Annotated in this window: 15 protein-coding genes; 10 read left to right on the forward strand and 5 right to left on the reverse strand. The window is 71.6% G+C overall.

Annotated features, from left to right (window positions below):
- Positions 1-25 precede the first annotated feature (25 nt).
- Entirely contained in the window at positions 26-1,540 is a 1,515-nt protein-coding gene (locus tag ACQCO7_RS41300; RefSeq protein WP_464076646.1) for an MFS transporter, read from the forward strand.
- Between the two features lie 8 nt (positions 1,541-1,548).
- Entirely contained in the window at positions 1,549-2,541 is a 993-nt protein-coding gene (locus tag ACQCO7_RS41305; protein WP_464076647.1) for a helix-turn-helix domain-containing protein, read from the forward strand.
- Positions 2,542-2,766: 225 nt separating this feature from the next.
- On the opposite strand, the gene ACQCO7_RS41310 is transcribed toward ACQCO7_RS41305, so the two are convergent.
- On the reverse strand, positions 2,767-7,863 hold the full coding sequence (locus tag ACQCO7_RS41310; RefSeq protein WP_464076648.1) for a family 43 glycosylhydrolase: 5,097 nt from the start codon (positions 7,861-7,863) through the stop codon (positions 2,767-2,769).
- A gap of 331 nt (positions 7,864-8,194) precedes the next feature.
- Between ACQCO7_RS41310 and ACQCO7_RS41315 the strand changes: the two genes are divergently transcribed.
- Together ACQCO7_RS41315 and ACQCO7_RS41320 are read left to right on the forward strand one after the other, a co-directional pair.
- Positions 8,195-9,004 carry a PP2C family protein-serine/threonine phosphatase gene (locus ACQCO7_RS41315; protein ID WP_464076649.1) on the forward strand — a complete coding sequence of 270 codons (810 nt, stop codon included), beginning with the start codon at positions 8,195-8,197 and terminating at the stop codon, positions 9,002-9,004.
- Between the two features lie 38 nt (positions 9,005-9,042).
- The gene (locus ACQCO7_RS41320; protein ID WP_464076650.1) at positions 9,043-10,044 is read left to right on the forward strand and encodes an MASE1 domain-containing protein; all 1,002 of its coding nucleotides are present in this window, start codon (positions 9,043-9,045) and stop codon (positions 10,042-10,044) included.
- Here the strand turns inward: ACQCO7_RS41320 and ACQCO7_RS41325 are convergent.
- Together ACQCO7_RS41325 and ACQCO7_RS41330 are read right to left on the reverse strand one after the other, a co-directional pair.
- Positions 10,017-10,664, reverse strand: a complete 648-nt coding sequence (locus ACQCO7_RS41325; RefSeq protein ID WP_464076651.1) for an HAD family hydrolase — start codon at positions 10,662-10,664, stop codon at positions 10,017-10,019. The two genes, ACQCO7_RS41320 and ACQCO7_RS41325, sit on opposite strands and share 28 nt — an antisense overlap.
- A 20-nt stretch (positions 10,665-10,684) precedes the next feature.
- The gene (locus tag ACQCO7_RS41330) at positions 10,685-12,307 is read right to left on the reverse strand and encodes a serine/threonine-protein kinase (RefSeq protein ID WP_464076652.1); all 1,623 of its coding nucleotides are present in this window, start codon (positions 12,305-12,307) and stop codon (positions 10,685-10,687) included.
- Between the two features lie 140 nt (positions 12,308-12,447).
- On the opposite strand from ACQCO7_RS41330, the gene ACQCO7_RS41335 reads away from it, so the two are divergent.
- Positions 12,448-15,822 (forward strand): pyruvate carboxylase, encoded by a 3,375-nt coding sequence (locus ACQCO7_RS41335; protein WP_464076653.1) that lies wholly within the window; start codon positions 12,448-12,450, stop codon positions 15,820-15,822.
- 3 nt (positions 15,823-15,825) lie between these two features.
- Here the strand turns inward: ACQCO7_RS41335 and ACQCO7_RS41340 are convergent, their stop codons facing one another.
- Entirely contained in the window at positions 15,826-16,764 is a 939-nt protein-coding gene (locus ACQCO7_RS41340; protein ID WP_464076654.1) for an SDR family oxidoreductase, read from the reverse strand.
- A gap of 87 nt (positions 16,765-16,851) precedes the next feature.
- Between ACQCO7_RS41340 and ACQCO7_RS41345 the strand changes: the two genes are divergently transcribed.
- From ACQCO7_RS41345 to ACQCO7_RS41365, 5 genes are all read left to right on the forward strand, one after another.
- The gene (locus ACQCO7_RS41345) at positions 16,852-17,418 is read left to right on the forward strand and encodes a TetR family transcriptional regulator (RefSeq protein WP_464076655.1); all 567 of its coding nucleotides are present in this window, start codon (positions 16,852-16,854) and stop codon (positions 17,416-17,418) included.
- A 90-nt stretch (positions 17,419-17,508) separates the two neighbouring features.
- Positions 17,509-19,149 carry a phosphoglucomutase (alpha-D-glucose-1,6-bisphosphate-dependent) gene (gene pgm, locus ACQCO7_RS41350; protein WP_464076656.1) on the forward strand — a complete coding sequence of 547 codons (1,641 nt, stop codon included), beginning with the start codon at positions 17,509-17,511 and terminating at the stop codon, positions 19,147-19,149.
- Positions 19,150-19,327: 178 nt separating this feature from the next.
- Positions 19,328-20,569, forward strand: coding sequence for a cation:proton antiporter (locus tag ACQCO7_RS41355; protein WP_464076657.1), 1,242 nt, complete (start codon positions 19,328-19,330; stop codon positions 20,567-20,569).
- A 48-nt stretch (positions 20,570-20,617) separates the two neighbouring features.
- Positions 20,618-20,896, forward strand: a complete 279-nt coding sequence (locus tag ACQCO7_RS41360) for a DUF3040 domain-containing protein (protein ID WP_464076658.1) — start codon at positions 20,618-20,620, stop codon at positions 20,894-20,896.
- Positions 20,897-20,966: 70 nt separating this feature from the next.
- Positions 20,967-21,416: a hypothetical protein gene (locus tag ACQCO7_RS41365; RefSeq protein WP_464076659.1), complete on the forward strand. Its 450-nt coding sequence runs from the start codon at positions 20,967-20,969 to the stop codon at positions 21,414-21,416.
- Positions 21,417-21,453: 37 nt separating this feature from the next.
- On the opposite strand, the gene ACQCO7_RS41370 is transcribed toward ACQCO7_RS41365, so the two are convergent.
- Positions 21,454-23,490 (reverse strand): glycoside hydrolase, encoded by a 2,037-nt coding sequence (locus ACQCO7_RS41370; RefSeq protein WP_464076660.1) that lies wholly within the window; start codon positions 23,488-23,490, stop codon positions 21,454-21,456.
- Positions 23,491-23,590: the final 100 nt, after the last annotated feature.

The following is a 23,590-nucleotide window of genomic DNA, read 5'->3' on the forward strand; positions in this document are numbered from 1 at the left end:
GCGGTTACTTTGTAACGTCGAGTCCATGAGAAGACGTTACGGTCTGGTCCGCTATCTCCTCGGCGCGGGTGCCGCGCGCACGGGCGACGAGATGTCCGGCCCGGCCCTGCTCCTCGCCGGTACGGCGGTCACCGGTTCCGGCCCACCCCTGCTCGCCGCGCTCACGGCATCGGCAGCCCTCGGCGGCCCGGTCCTGGGCGCCCTCCTCGACCGCACGCCCCACCCCGGCCGCCTCCTTTGCGGAGCGCTGGCGGTGTACGCGGCGACCCTGCTGCTGGTCCGGTGGACCCTCGGCACTCTCCCGTTCCCCGCCGTCCTGTCCCTCGCCCTGACGGCCGGCCTCTTCGCACCCGCCCTGGCAGCGGGCTGGACCTCCCGGCTCCCCGCCGTCACCGAACGCCTCCCGCGCGCGGGAGCGCTGGACGCGGCGTCGTACGAGTTCGCGGCACTCGCGGGCCCCGCGCTGGCCGGAGGCGTGGCACTGGCGGCGGGCCCGGACGCGGCCCTGCTGACAGCCGTGGCGCTGATCGCGTGCGCGCTTCCGGCGGCGTGGAGCCTGCCGGGGAGAGGAGCGGGGGTCTCGGAGGAGGCGGCGCGGAGTCTCGGGCGGGGGGCGCGCGGGACCGGGGGTGAGGAGGTGGAGCCGGGCGGGGGCGCCGGCGGGCGGCAGCGGCCGGGGAAAGGGGCGGAGGGGAGACCGGCGGTCGGCGATGGAGTCCCACCGTGCGGTGGTGTGACTGGGGTGTCGGAGCCGGGCGGGGACGTGGCTGGGATGCCGGAGCCGGGCGGAGGCATGGTTGGAGTGTCGGAGTCGCGCGGGAGCATGGCCGGGGTGTCGGAGTCGCGCGGCGGTGTGACGTCCGTGTCGGGTGGGACCCCGGCGGCGGTGGCCGGCCGAGCCTCGATTCCCGGCCCGCGCGAAGCCCCGGCTCCAGCCGCCCGCACCGGCCTGCTCCCCGATCTCCGCGCCGGGTTCGGTGCCCTCCTCCGTATCCGCCCCCTCGCCCGAGCCACCCTCAGCTCGACCCTCTCCCACGCCGGGCTCGGCGCCTTCACGGCCGTCACGCCCTTCCTCGGCGTCCAAGCCTTCGGCGCCGAGAGCGCGGGCGCCTTCCTGCTCGCCGTCCTCGCGTTGGCGTCCCTCCTCGCGAGCCTCGCTCTGGCCCGCCGCCCCGGTGTGCTCAGCCCCGACGCCATGCTTCTCGCGAGCACCGTCCTTCTCGGAGGCGCCTTTCTCGTCGCGGCACTCACCCCCCTCGCCGCGTCCGTCCTCGCCGGACTCGGTGCCGGGCCCCAGCTCGTCGCCGTCTTCGCGATCCGGCACCGGGAAGCTCCCGAACGGCTGCGGGGGCAGGTCTTCAGCACCGGGGCGAGCCTGAAGATCAGCGGGTACGCGGTCGGCGCGGGGGTCGCGGCCGTCTGCCCGCCCGGAGAGGCGCTGGTGGCCGCCGCCGGGTTCCAGGCCCTCGCCGCAGCCGTTTTCCTCCTCCTCTCCCGTACCGGCGATCGGCTGAAATCGGCTGCCGGGACGTGTGGTTGACTACCCGGATGCTCCACGAATCGGTGCTGAGAACGAAGGAACTGCCTGCCGCCGACCGGTTCGAGGCATGGACGGAACGACTCGGCCGTACGCACGCTCCGATGCGGCTGTTCAGCGACTGTGCGGACGACTACCACGGGGTCCAGCGCCTCATCCCGCTCGGCGAGGTGACGATCTGGCCGGCCTCCTTCGACCACCTCGTCTTCCAGCGCACCCCGCGCCTGGTGCGGCAGTCGGACCCGGAGGTGTACCACCTGTCGTTGCTGCTGCGCGGGGAGGGCACGGCGGACTGGGGCGAGCGGCAGGCCGCGTACCGGGTGAAGGATCTGCACGTCAGCCACTCGTCGAGGGCGTTCGAGGTGTCGACGGGCCCCGACCCGGTGTCGATCGTCGGCGTGGAGATACCCCGCAGCGCGGTCGTCCTGCCGGGCCGCCGCGCGGAGGACCGGGTGATCGGCAGGGTCGACGGCCAGGCTGGGCTCGGCGCGCTGCTCACCCAGTTCCTGATCCAGCTCGCGGACGACACGACGCCGTACCGCCCGTCGGACGCGACGCGGCTCGGCACGGTCGTCGTCGACCTCGTGACCGCCCTGTTCGCACACCTCCTGGACGCCGAGCGGGCGATGTCCCCGGAGACGAGGGCGCGCGCACTGACGCTGCGGATCAAGGAGTTCGTACGCCGCAACCTGGCCGACCCGGACCTCAGCCCCGCCACGATCGCCGCCGCCCACCACGTCTCCCGCAGCTACCTGTACCGCCTCTTCCAGGCGGAGGGCCTCACGGTCGCGTCCTACCTGCGCGAGCAGCGCCTGAAGAACGCGCACCGCGACCTCACGGACCCGGCGCTGCACGACCTGCCCATCCACGCGGTCGCCGCCCGCTGGGGCTTCCCGCGCGCCGCCGAGTTCACGCGCGCGTTCCGCTCCGCGTACGGCGACACGCCGAGCGACGTGCGCGCACAGGCGGGACGCGGGGGATTGTCGCCGACCGGGACACCGTAGGCGGGGCAGTGGACGCAATGCGTCATGCCTGTGGACTGTGCGCCAACGACGTGCGCCCGGCCCATGCCCGATGCTGGTGATCGCCGCGCAGGGCACACACGTCCCGAGGTCGGTCCAGGATCACTGGGGAGTCCTGGCACGCACCCGGACGCCCTGCGAAAGAGGCGGGTCCGCACCCAAGGGGTGGAGCCCCCCGGGTACGGACCCGCCTCGCGCGCGCGGACTCTAGCGGCCCACGGTGATCACTCCTCCCGCCATGCTGCCGCCGTCGTACACGACCTTGCCCGTCGACTTCTGCCAGACCTTGATCCGGAAGGCGTCGGGGCCGTCCGTCGCGGTGATCCGGAAGGCGTACCCGGACGCCCTGTCGACGGTGCCGGTGCCCTGGTAGACGGCCTGCTTGCCGGTGACGACCAGCCAGTCCGAGCCGGTGCCGCGCAGCGACACGCCGGGGGCGGTGAACGTGACACGGCCGGTCGGGACGGTCGCCTTCTCGCCGTACGCGGCGGCGAAGGAGAACGCGGCTTGGCCCTTCGGGGACAGCAGCAGGCCCGCGCCCGACGCCTTGCCCGCCCGGTCGTACACGACCAGCTCGGGCAGGGTCGTCGTGGCGGTCCCGCCGCCGTCGTCGTCCTTGACCGTGACGACCGGGCGCCGGATGCCGGCCTTGGTGTAGCGGTGCTCCGCCTTGCAGACGGGGCCGGTGTACGGCTTGCTGCCGTCGGCCCAGTCGATCGTGCAGGTGTGCGTGTCACGGGCGCCCGCGTCGGTGAACGAGGCTGTCACGGACGCCGGTCGGCCGATGGACACCGGGGACGGGCCGGACGCCTTCGTGATGACCGGCGCCGCGTTCGCGACCTTCACCGTCACCGTGTCGCGGCTGCCGCCGCCCGCGATGGCGAGCTGGAACGTGCCGTTGTCCGCGCACGTCACCGTCGTGGCCGCCTTGGCCGGGTCGGCGACCTTGCACGGCGCGCCGCCCTCGACGGACCACTTCGCGCCCGGCGCGCCGGAGGCCGTACCGCTCAGCGCGATCGGCGAGCCCTCGGTGCCGGAGACGTCCGGGCCGGCGTGCACGACGGTCACCGGGTCGATGCTGGTCAGCGTCGGCACGACCTTCTTGATCAGGCCGTTCGCGTCGAACTCCATCTTGTCGATGGTGGTCTCGCGGTGAGTGCCGTCGCCGCCGGGGATCGCGAACCGGTGGTAGGCGATGTACCAGTCGTCGGAGTTCGGGACCTGGACGACCGAGTGGTGTCCCGGACCCTTGATGCCGAGCGAGAGGTCCTTCTCCAGGATCACGCCCCGCTTGGTCCACGGACCGGTCGGGGAGGGCCCGGTGGCGTACGCGACACGGTAGTCGACGTCCCGCGTGTCGTTCTCCGACCACATGAGGTAGTACGTGCCCTCGCGCTTCACGACGAACGTGCCCTCGTTGTAGCCGCTCGGGGTGATGTCCTTGAACGTCGACATGTCCAGCGACGTCATGTCCGCGTTGAGCTTCGCGACGTACGCGTGGCCGTTGCCCCAGTACAGGTACGTCGTCCCGTCGTCGTCCGTGAACGTCGCCGGGTCGATCATCTGGCCCGGCAACTGGCCCGCCTTCAGCAGGGGTTTGCCCAGAGCGTCCTTGAACGGGCCGGTCGGGGAGTCGGAGACGGCGACGCCGATGTTCGCGTCGGCGCAGAAGTAGAAGTAGTACTTGCCGTTCTTCTCCGCGATGGTCGGCGCCCACGCCCTGCTGTCGGCCCACGAGACGTCCGGACCGAGGTCCAGGATGACGCCGTGGTCCGTCCAGTGGACGAGGTCCTTCGACGAGTACGCCTTGAACTGCGTACCGCTCCAGCCCTCGAAGCCGTCCGTCGTCGGGTAGATGTAGAAGGTGTCGCCGAAGCGGACGATGTTCGGGTCGGCGTTGAGACCCGGCAGCACCGGGCTCTTCATCACGACCGCCGACACGGTCCAGGTGCGCTTCTTGCCGTCGCCGCCGGTCACTTGGTACGTCACCGGCTTGCTGAAGTCCCGCACGCTGCCCGAGGCGGGGCTGATCGCGGCGCCCTCGGCGATGGTGAACTCCGGTGCCAGACGCCTGAGATCGGTGCCCTCCTTGACCGGCAGGGTGACCTTGCCGTCGGAGACGATCGCGTCGACCTTCAGCTGCGGCAGGGTGACACGGGCGATCCCCGTCGTGTTGCCGCTGATCTCCATGACCTCGGCGGCCGTCAACGCCCGCCCGTAGATACGGAAGTCGTCGACCTCACCCGTGAACGCCGGGTCCGCCGCGTACAGGGACTTGCCGATGTAGCCCGAGTAGTCCTTGGCCGCGTCGTACAGCTCCGACGGCTTGACGGTGGTCGTCGTACGCGCCACCTCGACGCCGTCCGTGTACAGGACCATCGTGCCGGTGGCCCCGTCCAGGGTGACCGTGACGTGCTGCCACTGGCCCGCCGTGAGCGCCGAGTTGCCGGTCAGCTTCGACTCGGCCGACCAACTCGCCTTCGTGATCGCCGAGTAGAGCGTCGAACCGCCGTTGGAGGGGGTGGCGAACAGGTACTTGTCACTGTCCGGGCCGAGTCCGAACAGCCACTGGAAGTTGGCGCCGCCCTGCCACTTCGCGTACGTCGAGACGGTGACCGAACCCGCGTCCTTGAGAACGCCGCCCGGGATCTTCACGTACGTTCCGCCGGACAGCTTGGCCGAGCCGCCGTGCACGCCCGTGCCGAACTCCGGGGAGCCCACGTACGTGCCGTGGTTGCCGTGACCGCTGGAGTCGACGGCGATGTTCCCCTTCGTCTCGTCGAAGGCGTAGTGGACGAGCAGGTCGGCGGGTACGTCGGGGCCTTCGGCCGAGACGGTCACCGCCGCCTTGAGCGGAGTGCCGTCCACCAGCTTGCCGTTGACCTCGAAGGCGCCGGGCTGCTTGTACGCGTCCGCCGGGACCGCGTCCCACGTGACCGCGACCGGGCGGTCCACACCGTCGGCGTACCGGGCGATGACCGTCGCCGGGAGCACCGGGGCCTGACCGGTCCTCGTCTTCACGGTGACGTCCTGGACGCTCTCCACCACCTGGTCCGGCTGGTAGGCGCGCAGGAGACGGTCGTACTCCGCCTTCGTCACCGGCAGGACCGTGCCGTGGCGGGGGCGGGCCGGGAGTTCGTAGTTCGTGGACGGGGTCCACACGCCCTTGTCGAGGTCGGTCGTCTCGAAGGGGATGTAGCCACGGCCGCCGAACTCGTCGAGGAACGCGTACCACTTGTCCTCGGTGTTCGACTTGAACACCAGCGGGCCCTCGGCCGCGTTCATCGCGCCCTTGCCGATGCCCTCGGCGACCGGCGTCCACGAGGTGTCGAGCAGCGAGTCGCTCTTCTCCTCGAAGATGAACTTGCTGTTGGGCGTCGACGAGGTGTTGTTCCGCTCGTCCTTCGAGAGGCGGTAGTACGTGTCGTCGTGCTTGATTACCGTCGAGTCGATGACCGAGTAGCCCCGGTCCACCCACACCTTCGGCTCGCTGAACGTGTAGAAGTCACGCGTCGTCGCGTACATCATGCGGTTGTACGTGTCGCCGGAGTGCGCCTCGTTGTCGTACAGCTTCGACGCCCAGAACACGACGTACTCGCCGAGCTTCGAGTCGTAGTACGCCTCGGGCGCCCAGGTGTTGCCCGCGCTGTCCGGGGAGATCCGCACCAGGCGCTGGTTCGTCCAGTGGGTCAGGTCGGTGGACTCCCAGACCATGATGGACTTGCTGCCGGTGCGCTGCGATGCGTCCCAGTCGCCGTTGCCGTAGATCCTCAGGTCGGTGGCGATCTGGTAGAACTTGTCGCCCTCGGGGGAGCGGATGATGAACGGGTCGCGCAGGCCCTGTTCGCCGAGCGTCGACGTCAGCACCGGGCGGCCGTTGTTCAGCTCCCGCCAGTGCAGCGGGTCGTTGCCCTTGCTCAGGCCGAAGTAGAGCTGCTCGCCGTCCGAGGTGCCCTCGCCGGTGAAGTAGCTGAAGAGGTAGCCCTCGGGCTTCTGCGCGGCGGGGAGTTCGGGAACCTTCGCCGTCAGGACGCGCGTCGTGCTCTGCGAGCCCTTCGTGACCGTCGCCGTCAGGGCCGCGGTGGTCGCGCCCTCGCCGTGCGCCGGGCGGTGGACGATGCCGTCCGCCGAGACGGCCGCCGGGTTCGCCGACGTCCAGGTGACCGTCGTGCCGTACGCGCCGGTCGCGGGGAGGGCCAGGTTGCCGCGTACGTCGTCCAGGTTGTGGACGGTCAGGGTGTCGGCGGCCTGCCGGACCGCCGTCGCGTCGTCGAACGTGGGCAGGACTGTCACCTCGAAGGACTTCGTGTCGTTCACCGCGCCCTTGCGGAGCGTCGCCGTCAGGGTGGCGTGGCCGTTCGGCTCGCCGGCCGCCGGGCGGGTGACCTTGCCGGCCGCCGAGACGACGTCCGGGTTGTCGCTGGCCCACGTGATGTTCGAGCCGCCCGCCGTACCCGACTTCGGGAGCGTCAGGTCTGCCGTCACCGCGCTCGTGTCGCCCAGCGTCAGGGCCGCCTTGTCCGCCGCGACGCCCTCCGTCGCGACCGGCAGCGACAAGGTCTCCACCTCGGTGCCGGTCAGCGCGCGGTCGTACACGCGGAAGTCGCGGATCTTGCCCTGGAACAGCCTGTCGCCGGGGTACACCGACTTGCCGATGTAGTTCGCGGTCGTCGTGCCGCCGCCGATCGAACCCGGGGTCAGCGTCACCGAGGTGTTGCGGCCCACCTCCGCGCCGTCCTCGTACAGGATGCCCGTCGTGCCCGACTGGGTGTACGTCACGTGCTTCCAGACGTCCCTGGCCAGGTTGTGGCCGTCGTCCGCCCTCGTGTTCTGCTCCGTGGACCAGTTGCCCGACGCGATCGAGGTGCGCAGGGCGTTGCCCGTCGTGAACAGGTAGCCGTTGCCCGCGGTGCCGCTCGTGTTGCCGAAGCCGTACAGGAAGTACGGGGCCTGCTGGGCCGCGTCCATCTTCACGTCGAAGGAGACGCTGATCGCGTCCATGCCCTTCATGACGTCGTTCGGGAGCTTGACGTAGGTGTCCGAGCCGTTGAACGTCAGGCCGTCCGACCAGGTGCCCGTGCCGTTCAGGACGCCGTCGCGGCCGTGGCCCGAGGCGTCCGGGACGGTGGCTGTGCCCGGGGAGGCGTCGAGTTTGTACCAGAGGGCGAGGCCGTCGGTGAGGGTGTCGGCGGCGGCGTGCGCTGTGACGGCCGGAGCGAGGCCGATCACCAGGGCGGCGGCGGTGAGCCCGGCGAGCCGTCTCGCGCGGCTTGGGGTGCCGGGGGGTGCGTTGTGCTGCGGCATGTTCTTGATTCCCTGTCGGAGGACACGAGGGCACGAAGGGATGGGGGAGGGCGTGACACCGCCGCGCGGCCTTTCGTCTGGAAGGCCGCGCGGTTACAGCTGTGTGACGTCGTGTTGCGAGAGTGTCAGTCGGGGTGTGGAGCGGCGTCAAGGGGTCTCGAACAATGTCCGACGGGTCGAACGTGGTGGTGGGGGCGGTTTGTTGGGGTGGGAGAGGTGCGTGGCGGGGTGCGGGTCGTGGTGGGCTGGTCGCGCTCGCGCGGCGGTAGCCGCATACATGGCCGGGTGGCATCCAGGTGCGGGTGGTGGGTTCCTTCGGGAAAATTCAGGGGTGACTACCGACGACGGCGATGAGCTGCTTGTGCGGCTGCGGTCGCTGACCGCTCAGGCTCGGGAGCGGGCCGAGGTGCAGCGGTCTCAGGTGGAGTTGGCCATCGCCTTGCAGCGGGGGATGTTGCCTCGGGATCTGCCTTGTCCGCCGAGGGTGCGGCTCGCTGTGCGGTACGAGCCTGCTTGTTACGGGCTCAATGTCGGTGGGGACTGGTACGACGCCTTTGCCTTGCCGGGTGGGCGGCTTGCCTTGTCCATCGGGGATGTGCAGGGGCACAACATCGAGGCCGCGGCCTTCATGGGGCAGGTTCGAGTGGGGTTGCGGGCGCTCGCGTCCGTGACCAGTGATCCTGGCGAGCTGCTCGCCCGGACCAATGATCTGCTGTTCTCCCTCGGGAGTGACCTCTTCGCCACCTGTACGTTCCTGCGGCTCGACCCTGTCACCGGGGTGCTGGAGAGCGCCCGCGCGGGGCATACGCCGTTCGTCTGGGCCACCGCCGACGGGCGGTCCGGCGTCGCCGAGGACGAGCCCGGGCCGCCTCTCGGGATCCAGCCCGGTGCCGCGTACCCCGTCTCACGGCACCACCTGACCAGCGGAGGCGTCTTCGTGCTGCTGACGGACGGGGTCGTGGAGGGGCCCGCGATGCCGCTGGACGAGGGACTCTCCCAGGTCGTCCGGCTGGCCGGGATCGCGGCTGTCGCCGGGCTGAGCACGGAGTCCCTGGCGGCTGCGGTGATCGAGGGGGCCACGCGGGTGGGGCACGAGGACGACGCGGCGGTGCTGGTGGTGGGGCACGACGAGCCGGGATAGCCGCTCTCGTCTGGCCGACCCGGTGGTCACGGTGTCTGATGGATCATGTGGTGGACACCGACACCGACACCGGGAACCTGCGCCGAGCGGCGGCCTTCGTCGTGCGGACGCTTGCCGTGGCCGCCTGCTACTACGGCGCCGGGCGGCTCGGGCTGCTGCGCAGGCTCACCGTGGAGGGGACGGTGTTCACGCCCGTGTGGCCGCCGACCGGCGTCGCGCTGACCTGTCTGCTCGTCATCGGCCTGCGGGCCTGGGCCGGCATCGCGCTCGGGTGCCTGTTCGTGATCCTGCATCTCACCTCCGGCGAGATGCACCCCCCGATGCTCGCGAACCTCGCCGGAAACGTCGCCGCCCCCGTCTGCGCCTACCTCCTCCTGCGCCGCGTCGGCTTCCGCACCGACCTCACCCGGCTGCGCGACGGTGTCGCCCTCGTCTTCCTCGGGGCGCTCACCGCGATGCTGATCAGCTCCACGACCGGCGTCGGGATCGCGGTCCTCACCGGGGACCTCGGCACGGGCAGCTTCTGGCCGGTGTGGGTCGCGTGGTGGGTCGGCGACGCGATGGGCGTGCTGATCGTGACGCCGCTGCTGCTGATGGCGTACCGGGCGCGGGGCCTGCCGAGCCTCGCCCGCTGGAAGGAGGCGACCGCGCTGGCGGTGACCGCCTGCTGCGTCGTACCCGTCGCCACGCACGACCACGTCAACATGCTGTTCCTGACCTACCCGGTGCTGATCTGGGCGGCCCTGCGGTTCGAGCTGCCCGGCAGCATGCTGTGCGTCCTGCTCGCGTCCGTCCTCGCGACGGTCGCCGCGACCGACGGCGCCGGCCCCTTCGCGGGACTCACGCACGTCGAGGTCATGCTGAAACTCCAGGCGTTCAACGGGGCCACCGCCCTCACCGCGCTCCTGCTGTCCGCCGTGATCACCGAGCAGCGCAACACGCGCCGCTCGGTGGAACGCGCCTGCAAGGAACTCGCCGAGGTCCTGGAACACCTCACCGCCGCCGACCGCGTCTACCCGCCGGACCGCTCCAGCAGGTGACCGACGGCCTCGACGACGTCCGCGACGCTGTGATGCGGTACGTCGAGGCCGTCCGGCCAGGTCCGGCCCCGCACCCAGATCGCCCGCAGCCCCGCGCCCGCCGCCCCCGCGATGTCCTTGACCGGGTCGTCCCCCGTCATCCAGTCCCCGGCGGTCAGCTGCGTCCCGCACCGGGCCGCCGCCAGCTCGAACAGGCGTGGGTCGGGTTTGCGTACGTCGATGTCGCCGGACGCGGCGATGCCGTCCACGAGGTCCGCGAGGCCGGCGGAGCGGATCTTCGCGCGTTGGAGGTCGGACGAGCCGTTCGTCACGACGCCGACGCTCCAGCCGTGCTCCCGCAGCCGCCCGAGGCTCTCCAGCACGTCCGGGCGGCACACCACCGACGCCGCCATCCGGTCCACGTACACCCGCCACAGGTGCTCCGGCGACTCCGCGATGCCGAACGCGTCCGGCAGCCGGCCGAGGACGTCCCGGCCACCGTTCTCCGCCAGCTCGGCCAGCAGCCACTCCCCGACCGCCGGGTCGTACCCGTGGTCCCGGCACAGCCCGGCGACGGTGGCGGAGAGGGCGGCGGCACGGTCGACGAGAGTGCCGTCGAGATCGAAGAGGGCGAGACGCATGAAGTGACCTTAACCGCAGGTCAGTCCGCTGCGGGATAGACCTTGATGATCTTGCCCTGGGAGTCCGCCTTCAGGTATCCCGAGCCGCCGTACTCGTCGGTGAGGTACACGTTGAGGGTGGCCGGTGTCTCGAACACGACGTTCATGGGCGGATTCACCAGCAGATAGCGGGTCTTGGGGTGGGGGACGTTCAGCTTCTCGCGGGCCTCGGCGAGGAGCGCGGGGACCCTGTCCCACGCGAACCCGTCGACGGTGAAGGGCTTGGAACCCGGGAAGATGGTGCTCTTGATGATCCCCTCCTCGGCCCCCTCGCCCGGACGGTACGTGTACGACTCGTACTTGGTGTCGCTGCCGTCCACCATCACGTTCGCCGAGACGTAGTCCGCATACACCGACAGCGACCCGAACCGCTTGCGCCCCGTCTTCTTCTCGATCGCCGCGAGCGCCGTCCGGATGCCGTCCGGTGTCAGCATCCCCGTACCGCTCTCGACGGTCTTGTCGGTCTTGTCGGTCTTGTCGGTCTTGTCGGAGGATCCGCCTGCCGCGGTCGCCGAAGGCACCGAACTCCCCGACGAAGCAGGCGACGTGGACGGGCCCGCCGCCCCGCTCGCACCCCCGGGCAGGAAGTTCCAGCCCAGCACCCCCACCAGGGCGACCCCCACCCCCGGCAGCACCACGGCCGGCCACCTGCGCCGCCGCGCGGGGACGTCGGCGACGGTCGGCGGCGTCTGCGGCCGAGCCGAAGGCGAAGGTGCCGGTGCCTGCAACGGATACGACGTCGTGGCCCCCCGCCCCGCCGGACCCCCCTCCACCACCTCCGTCAGCAGCCGCTCCACCGTCTGCGCGCCGGGCCGCGCCGACGGGTCGCGGTCGAGGAGGCGGACCAGTACGTCCGTGAGGGGGCCCGCGTGGAGCGGCCGGGGTATGTCCTCGCTGAGGACGGCCGCCAGGGTGGCCAGCGTCGTGCCCTTGCGGAGCGGGTGGCGGCCCTCGACCGCCGTGTACAGCATCATGCCGAGGGACCACAGGTCGGAGGACGGGCCGCCGGACTGGCCGGAGACGCGCTCGGGGGCCATGTAGTCCGGCGTGCCGATGATCGAGCCCGTCGCGGTGAGGGCCGTCGCCTCGCGGATCGCGGCGATGCCGAAGTCGGTGAGGACGGGGCGGCCGTCGGGCCGCATCAGGACGTTCGCGGGTTTGACGTCCCGGTGCTGGATGCCGGCGTCGTGCGCGGCGCGCAGCGCGGACAGGACGCCGAGCCCGGTCCGCGCGGCCTCCACCGGGCCCATCGGCCCCTCCGCGAGCCGGTCCGCGAACGAGCCGCCGGGCACCAGCTCCATGACGATCCACGGGTAGGTGCCGTCACCCTCGTCCACGATGTGGTGGATCGTGACGACGCCGGGATGGTCGAGCCGGGCCAGCGCCCGTGCCTCGCGCAGCACCCGCTGCCGCAGCTGGTGGGCGGCCGGCGGGTCGTACTCGGCGAGGTCGGGGTCCGGCGGGCGGACCTCCTTCACGGCCACACTGCGGTGCAGCACGAGGTCCGTGGCCCGCCACACCCTGCCCATCCCGCCCCCGCCGAGCCGCGCCTCCAACTGGAAGCGCCCGTCGACGATGCGTCTGGGGCTGTCCGCGTCGTTCATGCGCGGGAGCATAGTTCCCGCCACGGACACCGCCGATCGTGTGCTCGTTCCCCGGACGGGCGAGGTGGTGGCCCGGGTCACATGGACCTGCGGCGTCCACGCCGACACGATGGGTGCCGACTCCGGCGAAGGGATTCGGGATGTTCCGCAAGGTGCTGGTCGCCAACCGAGGCGAGATCGCGATCAGGGCGTTCCGCGCCGGGTACGAGCTGGGGGCCCGCACGGTCGCGGTGTTCCCGCACGAGGACCGCAACTCGCTGCACCGCCTCAAGGCCGACGAGGCGTACGAGATCGGCGAGCCCGGTCACCCGGTGCGCGCGTACCTCTCGGTCGAGGAGATCGTCGCAGCCGCCCGGCGCGCGGGAGCCGACGCGGTGTACCCGGGGTACGGCTTCCTCTCCGAGAACCCCGAACTGGCCCGCGCCTGCGAGGAGGCCGGGATCACCTTCGTCGGCCCGGACGCCCGCACGCTGGAGCTGACCGGCAACAAGGCGAGCGCGGTCGCGGCGGCCCGTGCGGCCGGGGTCCCGGTGCTGGGCTCGTCCGCACCCTCCGACGACGTCGACGAACTGGTCGCCGCCGCCGAGGAGATCGGTTTCCCGGTGTTTGTGAAGGCCGTCGCGGGCGGCGGCGGACGCGGTATGCGGCGCGTCGAGGACCCGGCCGTCCTGCGCGAGTCCATCGAGGCGGCCTCCCGCGAGGCGGTGTCCGCGTTCGGCGACCCGACCGTCTTCCTGGAGAAGGCGGTCGTCGACCCGCGTCACATCGAGGTGCAGATCCTCGCGGACGGCGACGGGAACGTCATCCACCTCTACGAGCGCGACTGTTCGGTCCAGCGCCGTCACCAGAAGGTCATCGAGCTGGCCCCCGCGCCCAACCTGGACCCGGCGCTGCGGGACCGGATCTGCGCGGACGCCGTCCGGTTCGCCCGCGAGATCGGCTACCGCAACGCCGGCACCGTCGAGTTCCTCCTCGACCGGGACGGCAACCACGTCTTCATCGAGATGAACCCGCGCATCCAGGTCGAGCACACGGTCACCGAGGAGGTCACCGACGTCGACCTCGTCCAGGCCCAACTCCGCATCGCCTCGGGGGAGTCGCTCGCCGACCTCGGCCTCTCCCAGGAGACGGTGAAGCTGCACGGCGCGGCCCTCCAGTGCCGGATCACCACCGAGGACCCGGCCAACGGCTTCCGCCCCGACACCGGCCGCATCAGCGCGTACCGTTCACCGGGTGGTTCAGGCATCCGGCTGGACGGCGGAACGACCCACGCCGGTACGGAGATCAGCGCGCACTTCGACTCCATGCTGGTCAAACTCACCTGCCGGGGACGGGACTTCAAGTCCGCGATCGGCCGCGCCCGGCGCGCGGTCGCCGAGTTCCGCATCCGGGGCGTCGCGACCAACATCCCGTTCCTGCAAGCCGTGCTGGACGACGCCGACTTCCAGGCGGGCCGCGTCACCACCTCGTTCATCGAGCAGCGCCCCCACCTGCTGACGGCACGCACCTCGGCCGACCGGGGCACGAAGCTCCTCACGTACCTCGCCGACGTCACCGTCAACAAGCCGCACGGCGAACGCCCGGACCTCATCGACCCGTTGGCGAAGCTGCCGCGCACGCCCGCCGGGGAACCCCCGGCCGGTTCCCGTCAGCGCCTGATCGAGCTGGGCCCCGAGGGGTTCGCCCGCTGGATGCGCGAGAGCCCGCAACTCGGCGTCACCGACACGACGTTCAGGGACGCGCACCAGTCCCTGCTGGCAACGCGCGTCCGTACCAAGGACCTTCTCGCCTCCGCCCCGCTCGTCGCCCGTACCCTCCCGGACCTGCTCTCCCTGGAGTGCTGGGGCGGCGCGACCTACGACGTGGCCCTGAGGTTCCTCGCCGAGGACCCGTGGGAGCGGCTCGCCGCGCTGCGCGAAGCCGTACCGAACATCTGCCTCCAGATGCTGCTGCGCGGGCGCAACACCGTGGGGTACACGCCCTATCCGACCGAGGTGACCGACGCGTTCGTGCAGGAGGCGGCGGCCACCGGGATCGACATCTTCCGGATCTTCGACGCGCTCAACGACGTCGGCCAGATGCGGCCCGCGATCGACGCGGTACGGCAGACCGGTACGGCGGTCGCCGAGGTCGCGCTCTGCTACACCGCCGACCTGTCGGACCCGGGGGAGCGGCTCTACACGCTCGACTACTACCTGCGGCTCGCGGAGAAGATCGTCGCGGCCGGGGCGCACGTGCTCGCCGTCAAGGACATGGCGGGGCTGCTGCGGGCGCCGGCCGCCGCGACCCTCGTCTCCGCGCTGCGCCGGGAGTTCGGGCTGCCGGTGCACCTGCACACGCACGACACGGCGGGCGGTCAGCTCGCGACGTACCTCGCGGCGATCGGCGCCGGGGTCGACGCGGTCGACGGGGCCGTGGCGTCCATGGCGGGGACGACCTCGCAGCCGTCGCTGTCCGCGATCGTCGCCGCCACCGACCACTCGGAGCGGACGACCGGGCTCGACCTCCAGGCAGTCGGGGACCTGGAGCCGTACTGGGAGAGCGTGCGGCGGGTGTACGCGCCCTTCGAGGCGGGGCTCGCGTCGCCCACCGGGCGGGTCTACCACCACGAGATCCCGGGCGGCCAGCTCTCCAACCTCCGTACCCAGGCGGTCGCGCTGGGGCTCGGGGACCGGTTCGAGGACATCGAGTCCATGTACGCCGCCGCCGACCGGATCCTCGGACGGCTGGTGAAGGTGACGCCCTCGTCGAAGGTCGTCGGGGACCTCGCCCTGCACCTCGTCGGGGCCGGGGTCGCGCCCGGGCACTTCGAGGAGACCCCGGACCGGTTCGACATCCCGGACTCGGTGATCGGGTTCCTGCGCGGGGAGCTGGGCACGCCGCCCGGGGGCTGGCCGGAGCCGTTCCGCACCCGTGCCCTCCAGGGGCGGCCCGCCGCGAAGCCCGTGCGGGAGCTGACGACCGAGGACCGCGAGGGCCTGGAGAAGCACCGCCGGACCACCCTCAACCGGCTCCTCTTCCCCGGCCCGACCCGCGACTTCGAGACCCACCGGCAGGCGTACGGCGACACGAGCGTCCTCGACAGCAAGGACTTCTTCTACGGGCTGCGCCCGGGCCAGGAGTACGCCGTCGACCTGGAGCCCGGCGTACGGCTGCTGATCGAGTTGCAGGCGATCGGGGAGGCCGACGAGCGCGGGATGCGGACGGTGATGGCCGGCCTGAACGGGCAGCTGAGGCCGATCCAGGTCCGCGACCGGGCCGCCGCCTCCGACATCCCGGCCACCGAGAAGGCCGACCGGTCCGACCCCGGGCACGTCGCGGCGCCGTTCGCCGGTGTGGTCACCCTCGCCGTCGCCGAGGGGGACGAGGTGGCCGCCGGGGCGACCGTCGCGACCATCGAGGCGATGAAGATGGAGGCGACGATCACCGCGCCGGGCGCGGGCCGGGTGACACGGCTGGCCATCAACCGCATCCAGCAGGTGGAGGGCGGCGACCTGCTGGTCGAGGTGCGCTGAGCCTCAGCCCACCAGGAACGATCCCGTGCGGCCCTCGGTGAAGTAGTGCCCCGCGTCGAGGTCCGCGATCAGGCCGGGCCCCTCGGGCGTCCACCCCAGCAGCTCCTGGGTGCGGGCGCTCGACGCGGGGGAGTCGAGGCCGAAGAACGGGCCGAGCCAGCCGAAGTACTCCTCCGCCTCCGCCGCCGGGACCGGGGCGGCCGGTACCCCGAGCCCGCGTCCGATCGCCCCGGCGACCTCGCGCAGCTCCACCCCGGTCTCGGCGTTGCCGTGCAGCACCGAACCGGCCGGGGCCTTCTCCAGTGCCAGCCGGAACAGCCGCGCCACGTCGGAGCGGTGGGCGGCGGGCCAGCGGACGGCGCCGTCGCTCACGTACCCGGCCGTCCCGCGCTTGCGGGCGATGTCGACCAGCGTCGCCATGAACCCCGGGTCCCCGTCCCCGTGCACGGTCGGCGGCAGCCGTACCACCGACGAACGCACCCCGCGCCCGGCCAGAGCGACCGTCGCCACCGCGTTGTCGTGCCGGACGCGCGGACCCGTCGCCGGACCGTCGACGGCCTCGTCCGCCTCCGTCGCCATCCGGCCCGGCGTGACCAGCATCAGCCCCGACGCCAGCACGAACGGCCGGTCGGAGCCCGCCAGCGCGTCGCCGAACGCCTCGATGGTCCGCCGGTCCATCCCGGCCGCCTGCTCGAAACCGCCGCTGAACGCGATGTCGTGCGCGAACGCGAGATGCACCACCCCGTCGGCCCCGCCGGCCGCGTCCCGCAGGACGTCGAGGTCGTCCAGCGAACCCCGGACCACCTCGGCCCCGGCCGCCTTGAGAGCCGCCGCCGAGGACTCCGAGCGCGCGAGGCCGACCACCTCGTGTCCGGCGCCCAGGAGTTCGGGCACGAGAGCCGAACCGATCCAACCGGACGCACCTGTCACGAAAACACGCATGGGAAACCCCTCGAACGACTCGATGTCAGTCACTGTCATCGACCGTACACCTGATGTCAGTCACTGTCATAGAGCTAAGATCCCGCCATGAGCCGATGGCAGCCCGACGCGCGAGGGCGACTCGCGAAGGCGGCGCTCGATCTCTACGACGAGCGCGGCTTCGAGCGCACCACGGTCGCCGAGATCGCCCAGCGGGCCGGACTCACCGAGCGCACCTTCTTCCGGCACTACGCCGACAAGCGCGAGGTCCTCTTCGGCGGCACCGTCGACCTGCTGGGCCGGATCACGGCCACCGCCGCGAGCATCCCCGCGGACGCGCTCACCCTCGACGTCGTCGTCGCCGTCCTGGACGGGACCGCCGAGGACTTCCCCGACGTCCGCCGCTCCTACGCGCGCCGCCGCCAGGCCGTCATCGACGCCCACCCCGAACTGCGGGAACGCGAACTGATCAAGCTCGCCGACTTCTCGGCCACCCTCTGCGCCGTCCTGCGCGAGCGCGGCGTGGGGGGATACGAGGCGGCCCTCGCGGCCGAGGCGGGGACCGCCGTCTTCAAGGTCGCCTTCGCGCGCTGGATCGAGGAGGACGACGGCCCGGGGCTCGGCCCGCTGATGCACGAGACCATGGCCGCCCTCAGAGCGGTGACAGGATGCTGACAGTCCCCACCCCAGGTTCCCTGCCACCTTCCTGACAAGGGAAGATGGCCCTCAGAGCCTGTGAACGAACCGATGCGGAGGAACCCACCCATGCGGCACGAGCGAGCGGGCAAGCCGGCCTCAGCCGAGGACCTTGTCGACGTGGCCCGGCTGGTCACCGCGTACTACGCGCTGCACCCGGACCCGGCGGAGATCGGCCAGCGCGTCGCCTTCGGCACCTCGGGCCACCGCGGCTCCGCGCTGAACACGGCCTTCAACGAGGACCACATCGCCGCCACCAGCCAGGCGATCTGCGAGTACCGCGCCGCGCAGGGCACCGACGGACCGCTGTTCCTCGGCGCCGACACCCACGCCCTCTCCGAACCCGCCCGGGTCACCGCCCTGGAGGTGTTCGCCGCGAACGGCGTCACCACCCTCATCGACAGCGCCGACGGCTACACCCCGACCCCGGCCGTCTCGCACGCGATCCTCGCGTACAACAAGGGCCGCACCACGGGCCTCGCGGACGGCGTCGTCGTCACCCCCTCGCACAACCCGCCCGCCGACGGCGGCTTCAAGTACAACCCCCCGTCCGGCGGCCCCGCGGCCTCCGACGCCACCTCCTGGATCCAGGACCGCGCCAACCAGATCATCACGGCCGGGATGAAGGACGTCCGCCGCCTCCCGTACACCCGGGCGCTGTCCGCCGGTACGACCGGACGGTACGACTTCCTCGGCACGTACGTCGCCGACCTGCCGAACGTCCTCGACCTGGACGCGATCCGCTCGGCCGGCGTGCGCATCGGCGCCGACCCGCTCGGCGGTGCCTCCGTCGCCTACTGGGGACGCATCGCCGAGGAGCACCGCCTCGATCTGACGGTCGTCAACCCGCACACCGACCCCACCTGGCGGTTCATGACGCTGGACTGGGACGGCCAGATCCGCATGGACTGCTCCTCCCCGGACGCGATGGCCTCGCTCATCGCGCAGCGCGACCGCTTCGACATCTCCACCGGCAACGACGCGGACTCCGACCGGCACGGCATCGTCACCCCCGACGCGGGTCTGATGAACCCCAACCACTACCTCGCCGTCGCCATCGACTACCTCTACCGGCACCGCGCGAACTGGCCCGCCGACGCCGGGATCGGCAAGACCCTCGTCTCCTCCTCGATGATCGACCGCGTCGCCGCCGACCTCGGCCGCACGCTCGTCGAAGTCCCCGTCGGCTTCAAGTGGTTCGTGGACGGGCTGGTCGGCGGGGACCTCGGCTTCGGCGGCGAGGAGTCGGCGGGCGCGTCCTTCCTGCGCCGGGACGGCTCGGTGTGGACCACCGACAAGGACGGCATCATCCTGGCGCTGCTCGCCTCCGAGATCACCGCCGTCACCGGGAAGACGCCCTCGCAGCTGTACGCCGGGCTCACCGAGAGGTTCGGCGCCCCCGCGTACGCCCGCATCGACGCGCCCGCCTCCCGCGAGGAGAAGGCGCTCCTCGCGAAGCTGTCCCCGGCCCAGGTGACCGCGCGGACCCTCGCCGGGGAGGACGTCACGGGCGTGCTCACCGAGGCGCCCGGGAACGGGGCCTCGCTCGGCGGGATCAAGGTGACGACCGCGAACTCCTGGTTCGCCGCCCGGCCTTCGGGCACCGAGGACGTGTACAAGATCTACGCCGAGTCCTTCAACGGACCCGAGCACCTCGCCCGGGTGCAGGAGGAGGCCCGGACCGTCGTGCTGGACGCGCTGGGCGGCTGACTCGCCATATGGGTGTCGTCCCCGATACCGGGGACTGCCTCCGGAATGACAGGGTGGACGAAGGCCCGGGGAGACCGGACCCCGGGTCGTCCACTCCTGTCGTTCCTGGAGGACAGCCCTATCCACTCCCCACGCGCAGTACGACCCCGCCCCGACGCCCGCCGGCGGGAGGTGACCCATGGGACACGCTGACTCGCTGCTGGCCCTCGGCGGAGCCTTCCTCGCCGCCGCCGTCCTCGCCCGGCTCGGCAACAAGTTCGGGCTCCCCACCATCCCCCTGTTCACCCTCGCCGGAATCCTGCTCGGCCCCCACACGCCGGGGCTCGTACTGGTGCGGGACCCGCACGACTTCGAGATGCTCTCCGCGCTCGGCCTCGTGCTGCTGCTCTTCTACCTCGGCCTCGAATTCCACGTCGACGACCTCAAGAACGGCGGCAGGCGCCTCCTCCTCGCGGGCGGCAGCTACCTCGTCCTGAACGTCGGCGCCGGGCTCGCCTTCGGGTTCGGCCTGGGCTGGGGCGCGCGGGAGGCGCTGGTCCTCGCGGGGGTGCTCGGCATCTCGTCGTCCGCGATCGTCACGAAGATCCTCATCGACCTCGGCCGCATCGGCCGCCCCGGCACGAAGATCGTCCTCGGGGTCATCGTCGTCGAGGACATCTTCCTCGCGCTGTACCTCGCCGTCCTGCAACCCGTCATCAGCGGCGCCGAGGGCGGTCTGGAGATCGCCTGGCAGGTCGCCAAGGCGTTCGGGTTCCTGCTGCTGCTCGCCACCGCCGCGCGCTACGGGACCCGGCTCGTCGCCCGGCTCATCCACGTCCGTGACGACGAACTCCTCGTCATCAGCTTCCTCGGCGCCGCCGTCTTCGTCGCGGGCGTCTCCGAGTACCTCGGGGTCGCCGACGCGATCGGCGCGTTCATGGTCGGCCTCCTCTTCGGCGGCACCCCGTCCGGGCCGCGCATCCGCAGGCTCGTGCACCCGCTGCGGGACGCCTTCGCCGCGATCTTCTTCTTCGCGTTCGGACTCGCCATCGACCCGGGGGACTTCGCGGCCGTCGCCGTACCCGTCGTCATCGCGGTCGTGCTGACGCTCGCGATGAACATCGCCGCCGGGCTCGTCGTGGCACGGCTGTACGGGTACGGGGCGCGCGAGGCGATGCTCATCGCGACGACGCTGCTGGCACGCGGCGAGTTCGCGCTGATCCTCGCCGCGATGGCAGCGAATGCCGGGCTCGACGGCCGGCTCGCGCCGTTCATCGCCGGGTACGTCCTCGTCCTCGCCGTACTCGGGCCGCTCGCGGCGGGGCGCGTGCACGCGGCGGGCGATCGTGCGGAGAAGGCCGCGGCGACGACTGAGAACCCCGCGGAAGCGGAAGAACTCACACGAGAGGCGAGGGACCCCGTCACCACCCCCGACCGGTAACGGACCCTCGGAAGGAAGGGCCCCGCACGGGCCCGGACAGGAGGACCCGTGTCCCACGGCCACGACGACCGCCTGGAAGCCCTGGCGTCCGCCACCGAACGCGACGACGCCCGCTTCGCCCGAGCCCTCGCCGAGGGCCACCCGGAACGGCCCCGCGAGTACCGCAGAGGCCGCGCCTGGTGGGCCCTCGGGGCGGCGGGTGCGCTTCTGTTCGTCGGCATCGCGCTGCCCCACGGCCTGGCGCTGGCGACGGGGCTGGTGGTGGCGGGGATGGCGGCGACCCTCTTCGACCCGCACCGGCGGCATCCGGGGAGCGGACGGCGCTGAACGGGCGTACCCGTCCGTCCGTACCAGGGGGCGTCCACACCCCGCCCGACGTTCACCCGGAGCCATCGCCGTGCCCCACACCGCCCGAGGCGTCGCCGCTGTCGCCCTGCTGTTCCTGCTGACCGCCTGCGGAGGAGGGAACGGAGGGGACGGGAAGCCGGCGGCGAAGGCGTCGGAGTCCACCGAACCGGCCGCCGCCGCGCAGGTCGTCGCGCCCGCGAAGGTCGAGATCATCGCGGGGATGACGGGGTGCACGGCCGTCATCCGCATCGAGGCCGACGAACTGCGCCAGGGCAGTTGCCGGACCGGAGCGGGCGACTACATCATCGCCACGTTCCCGAAGGAAAGCCTCAAGGACACCTGGCTGGACGCGGCGGCCATCTACGGCGGGACCTACATCGTCGGCCCGCAGTGGGCCGTCGGCGGGAAGGCCGACGTGCTGAAGAAGCTCCAGCCGGAGATCGGCGGGCAGATCGTGCAGCTCACCGGGAGCGGGCCCAGCCCGGTGCCCACCGCATGAGAAACGGGGCCCCTCTCGCGAGGAGCCCCGTACCGGGTCAGTTCACGCGGGCGATCCGCCAGCGCTGGTTGGAACCGGAGTTGCCGTACCACGTGGTGACCGCGGCGCCCTCGTTGGTCGCCTGGCCGCCGACCTCCAGGAGGCGGCCGGTCGCCGCGTTCACCAGGGTCCACGTGCCGTCGCCCGTGGTGGACAGGATCCACTCGGTCGCCGCGTCACGCGTACCCGTGTTGGGCTCGGCCACCGGCACGTCGTTGCGTACCGCGAGCCGCTTGCCCTCCGCCGGGTTCGCGAAGACGTACCGCAGCCGGTTGCCCGTCGTGCCGTACACCTGCTCCAGACGCCACTGCTGGGCGACCCCACCGTTCGCCGAGTTGATGGTCAGGCTGGTGCCGTTCGCGCCGAGGGTGGCGGTCTTGTTCGACTGCACACCGGTCAGCGTGTACGCCTTGCCCTTGCTGAAGAGGCTCGCGTCCTGGGCGACACCCGAGACGCCCTTGACGGCGAACGAGGTCACCGACTGCGCGGGGACGGTGAACGACGCCTTGCCGTCGACGACCTTGACCGCGGCCTGCTTCACGAGCTTGCCGTCGGCGTCCGTGACGGTCGGGGTGACCGTGGCCTTGCGGTCGATCTTCCCGAAGCGGGAGAGGTCGAGGACGACCGTGCGCGGCGCGGTGGTCGAGTTGACGTGGACCAGGGACGCGCCCTTGCCGTCCTTCGTGACCGCGGCGGCGCTGGACGTGTCGTCCACCTTGATCAGGCTGTCGCCGGGCTTGATGAAGTGCGTGAAGTTACGGGCCGTGTCGAACTTGGTGTTCGTGAAGATCGGGCACGACTTCAGCGTGTCCTTGGAGGTGCAGCTGAACGGGAGCTGGATGGAACCCCAGTTGCCGCCCTTGGCGGACTCGCCGCCCGGCTTCATGTTGTCGTAGTCCTCGACCGGCTGCCAGAACACCCAGGCCTTGGGCTCCAGTTCGCGCAGGTCGTTCACCATCTGCTGGGCGAGGCCGAGACCCGGACGCATGTCCGTGAAGCTCTGCCCGTCGCCCCAGTCGCCCTCGACCTCGCTCATCCACAGCGGCTTGTCGGCCGCCTTGGCGAGGTCGCGCACGGTGGTGCGCTGGCCGGTGCCGTAGGTGTGGACGTTCAGCTGGCCGACGAGGTCCTTGGACGCCTGCGAGTAGGAGTTCCAGTTCGTCGCGAACAGACCGGGGTTGGTCTCGTCCATCGCCGAGATCTCCGCGCCGACCTTGGCCTTCTTCAGCGCGGGGGCGAGCGCCGCGAGGACCTTCTCCTGCATGGCGGGCCCGATGTGCGCGCCCTCCTGACGCCCGCCGACCGGCTGGCCGTTCGCGTCCAGGCGGGTGCCCCAGTAGCCGGTGTTGGGCTCGTTGAACGGGTCGACGGTGTCGACCTTGATACCGGAGGACTTCTCCAGCCGCTTCGTCGCCCCCGCGAGGTAGGCGGCGAAGTCGTTGACGGAACTCTCCTTCAACTGCTCGTCGTTGGCGTTGAACCCGCCGGAGACGTAGCCGCTGACGGTCATGAACCACGGCGGGGAGTTGGAGAACGTCTCCCAGTGCGTGATGTCCTTCTTGATGCGGTCGACCCACCAGCGCTGGGTCGCGTCGGCCTTCGGGTTCCAGTCGGCCGGGTCGTCCGCGTTCCACCAGTCCGTGTCGGTGCGGGTGGTGCCCGCCGGGGCCTTCCACCAGCCCTCGACGGCGCCGCCGGCCCGCAAGTAGTCCGGCACATCAGGGGCGTTGCCGCCGCCGATGTTGTACCGCGCGATGTTCAGCGCGAGCCCGTCGTCCCCGAACAGGAGCTTCGCGAGCTTCTCGCGGACCTCCTTCGGGTAGTCGCCGGTCGCGTTGGCGAACCAGACCAGGCTGGTGCCCCAGCCCTCGAACTTGTCCTGCTTGTACGACGGATCCGGCTGGACGGTCACCGACGGGGTGGTGGTATCGGCCTGCGCGAGCGGCGCGGGGACGGTCAGCAGAGCCGCCCCGGTCGCCAGCGCGGTCATCGAGGCCGCCCCGAGGAACCGTCTGTTGCGGGTGAGTCGTGCCATCGTGGTGCTCCCAGCTCTCATAGGTGGAAACGCTGCGGTGGCCCCTCCCGCCGCGCGGGCAGGAGGGGGTGGCCCCGGGCGGACGGACACACGTCGCCCG

It is taken from the genome of Streptomyces saintjeani (assembly GCF_055409605.1).

Coding starts and splice junctions, on each gene's coding strand:
- ACQCO7_RS41300 (WP_464076646.1), top strand. CDS start 26: ATGAGAAGACGTTACGGTCTGGTCCGCTATCTCCTCGGCGCGGGTGCC.
- ACQCO7_RS41305 (WP_464076647.1), top strand. CDS start 1,549: ATGCTCCACGAATCGGTGCTGAGAACGAAGGAACTGCCTGCCGCCGAC.
- ACQCO7_RS41310 (WP_464076648.1), bottom strand. CDS start 7,863: ATGCCGCAGCACAACGCACCCCCCGGCACCCCAAGCCGCGCGAGACGG.
- ACQCO7_RS41320 (WP_464076650.1), top strand. CDS start 9,043: ATGGATCATGTGGTGGACACCGACACCGACACCGGGAACCTGCGCCGA.
- ACQCO7_RS41325 (WP_464076651.1), bottom strand. CDS start 10,664: ATGCGTCTCGCCCTCTTCGATCTCGACGGCACTCTCGTCGACCGTGCC.
- ACQCO7_RS41330 (WP_464076652.1), bottom strand. CDS start 12,307: ATGAACGACGCGGACAGCCCCAGACGCATCGTCGACGGGCGCTTCCAG.
- ACQCO7_RS41335 (WP_464076653.1), top strand. CDS start 12,448: ATGTTCCGCAAGGTGCTGGTCGCCAACCGAGGCGAGATCGCGATCAGG.
- ACQCO7_RS41340 (WP_464076654.1), bottom strand. CDS start 16,764: ATGCGTGTTTTCGTGACAGGTGCGTCCGGTTGGATCGGTTCGGCTCTC.
- ACQCO7_RS41345 (WP_464076655.1), top strand. CDS start 16,852: ATGAGCCGATGGCAGCCCGACGCGCGAGGGCGACTCGCGAAGGCGGCG.
- pgm (WP_464076656.1), top strand. CDS start 17,509: ATGCGGCACGAGCGAGCGGGCAAGCCGGCCTCAGCCGAGGACCTTGTC.
- ACQCO7_RS41355 (WP_464076657.1), top strand. CDS start 19,328: ATGGGACACGCTGACTCGCTGCTGGCCCTCGGCGGAGCCTTCCTCGCC.
- ACQCO7_RS41370 (WP_464076660.1), bottom strand. CDS start 23,490: ATGGCACGACTCACCCGCAACAGACGGTTCCTCGGGGCGGCCTCGATG.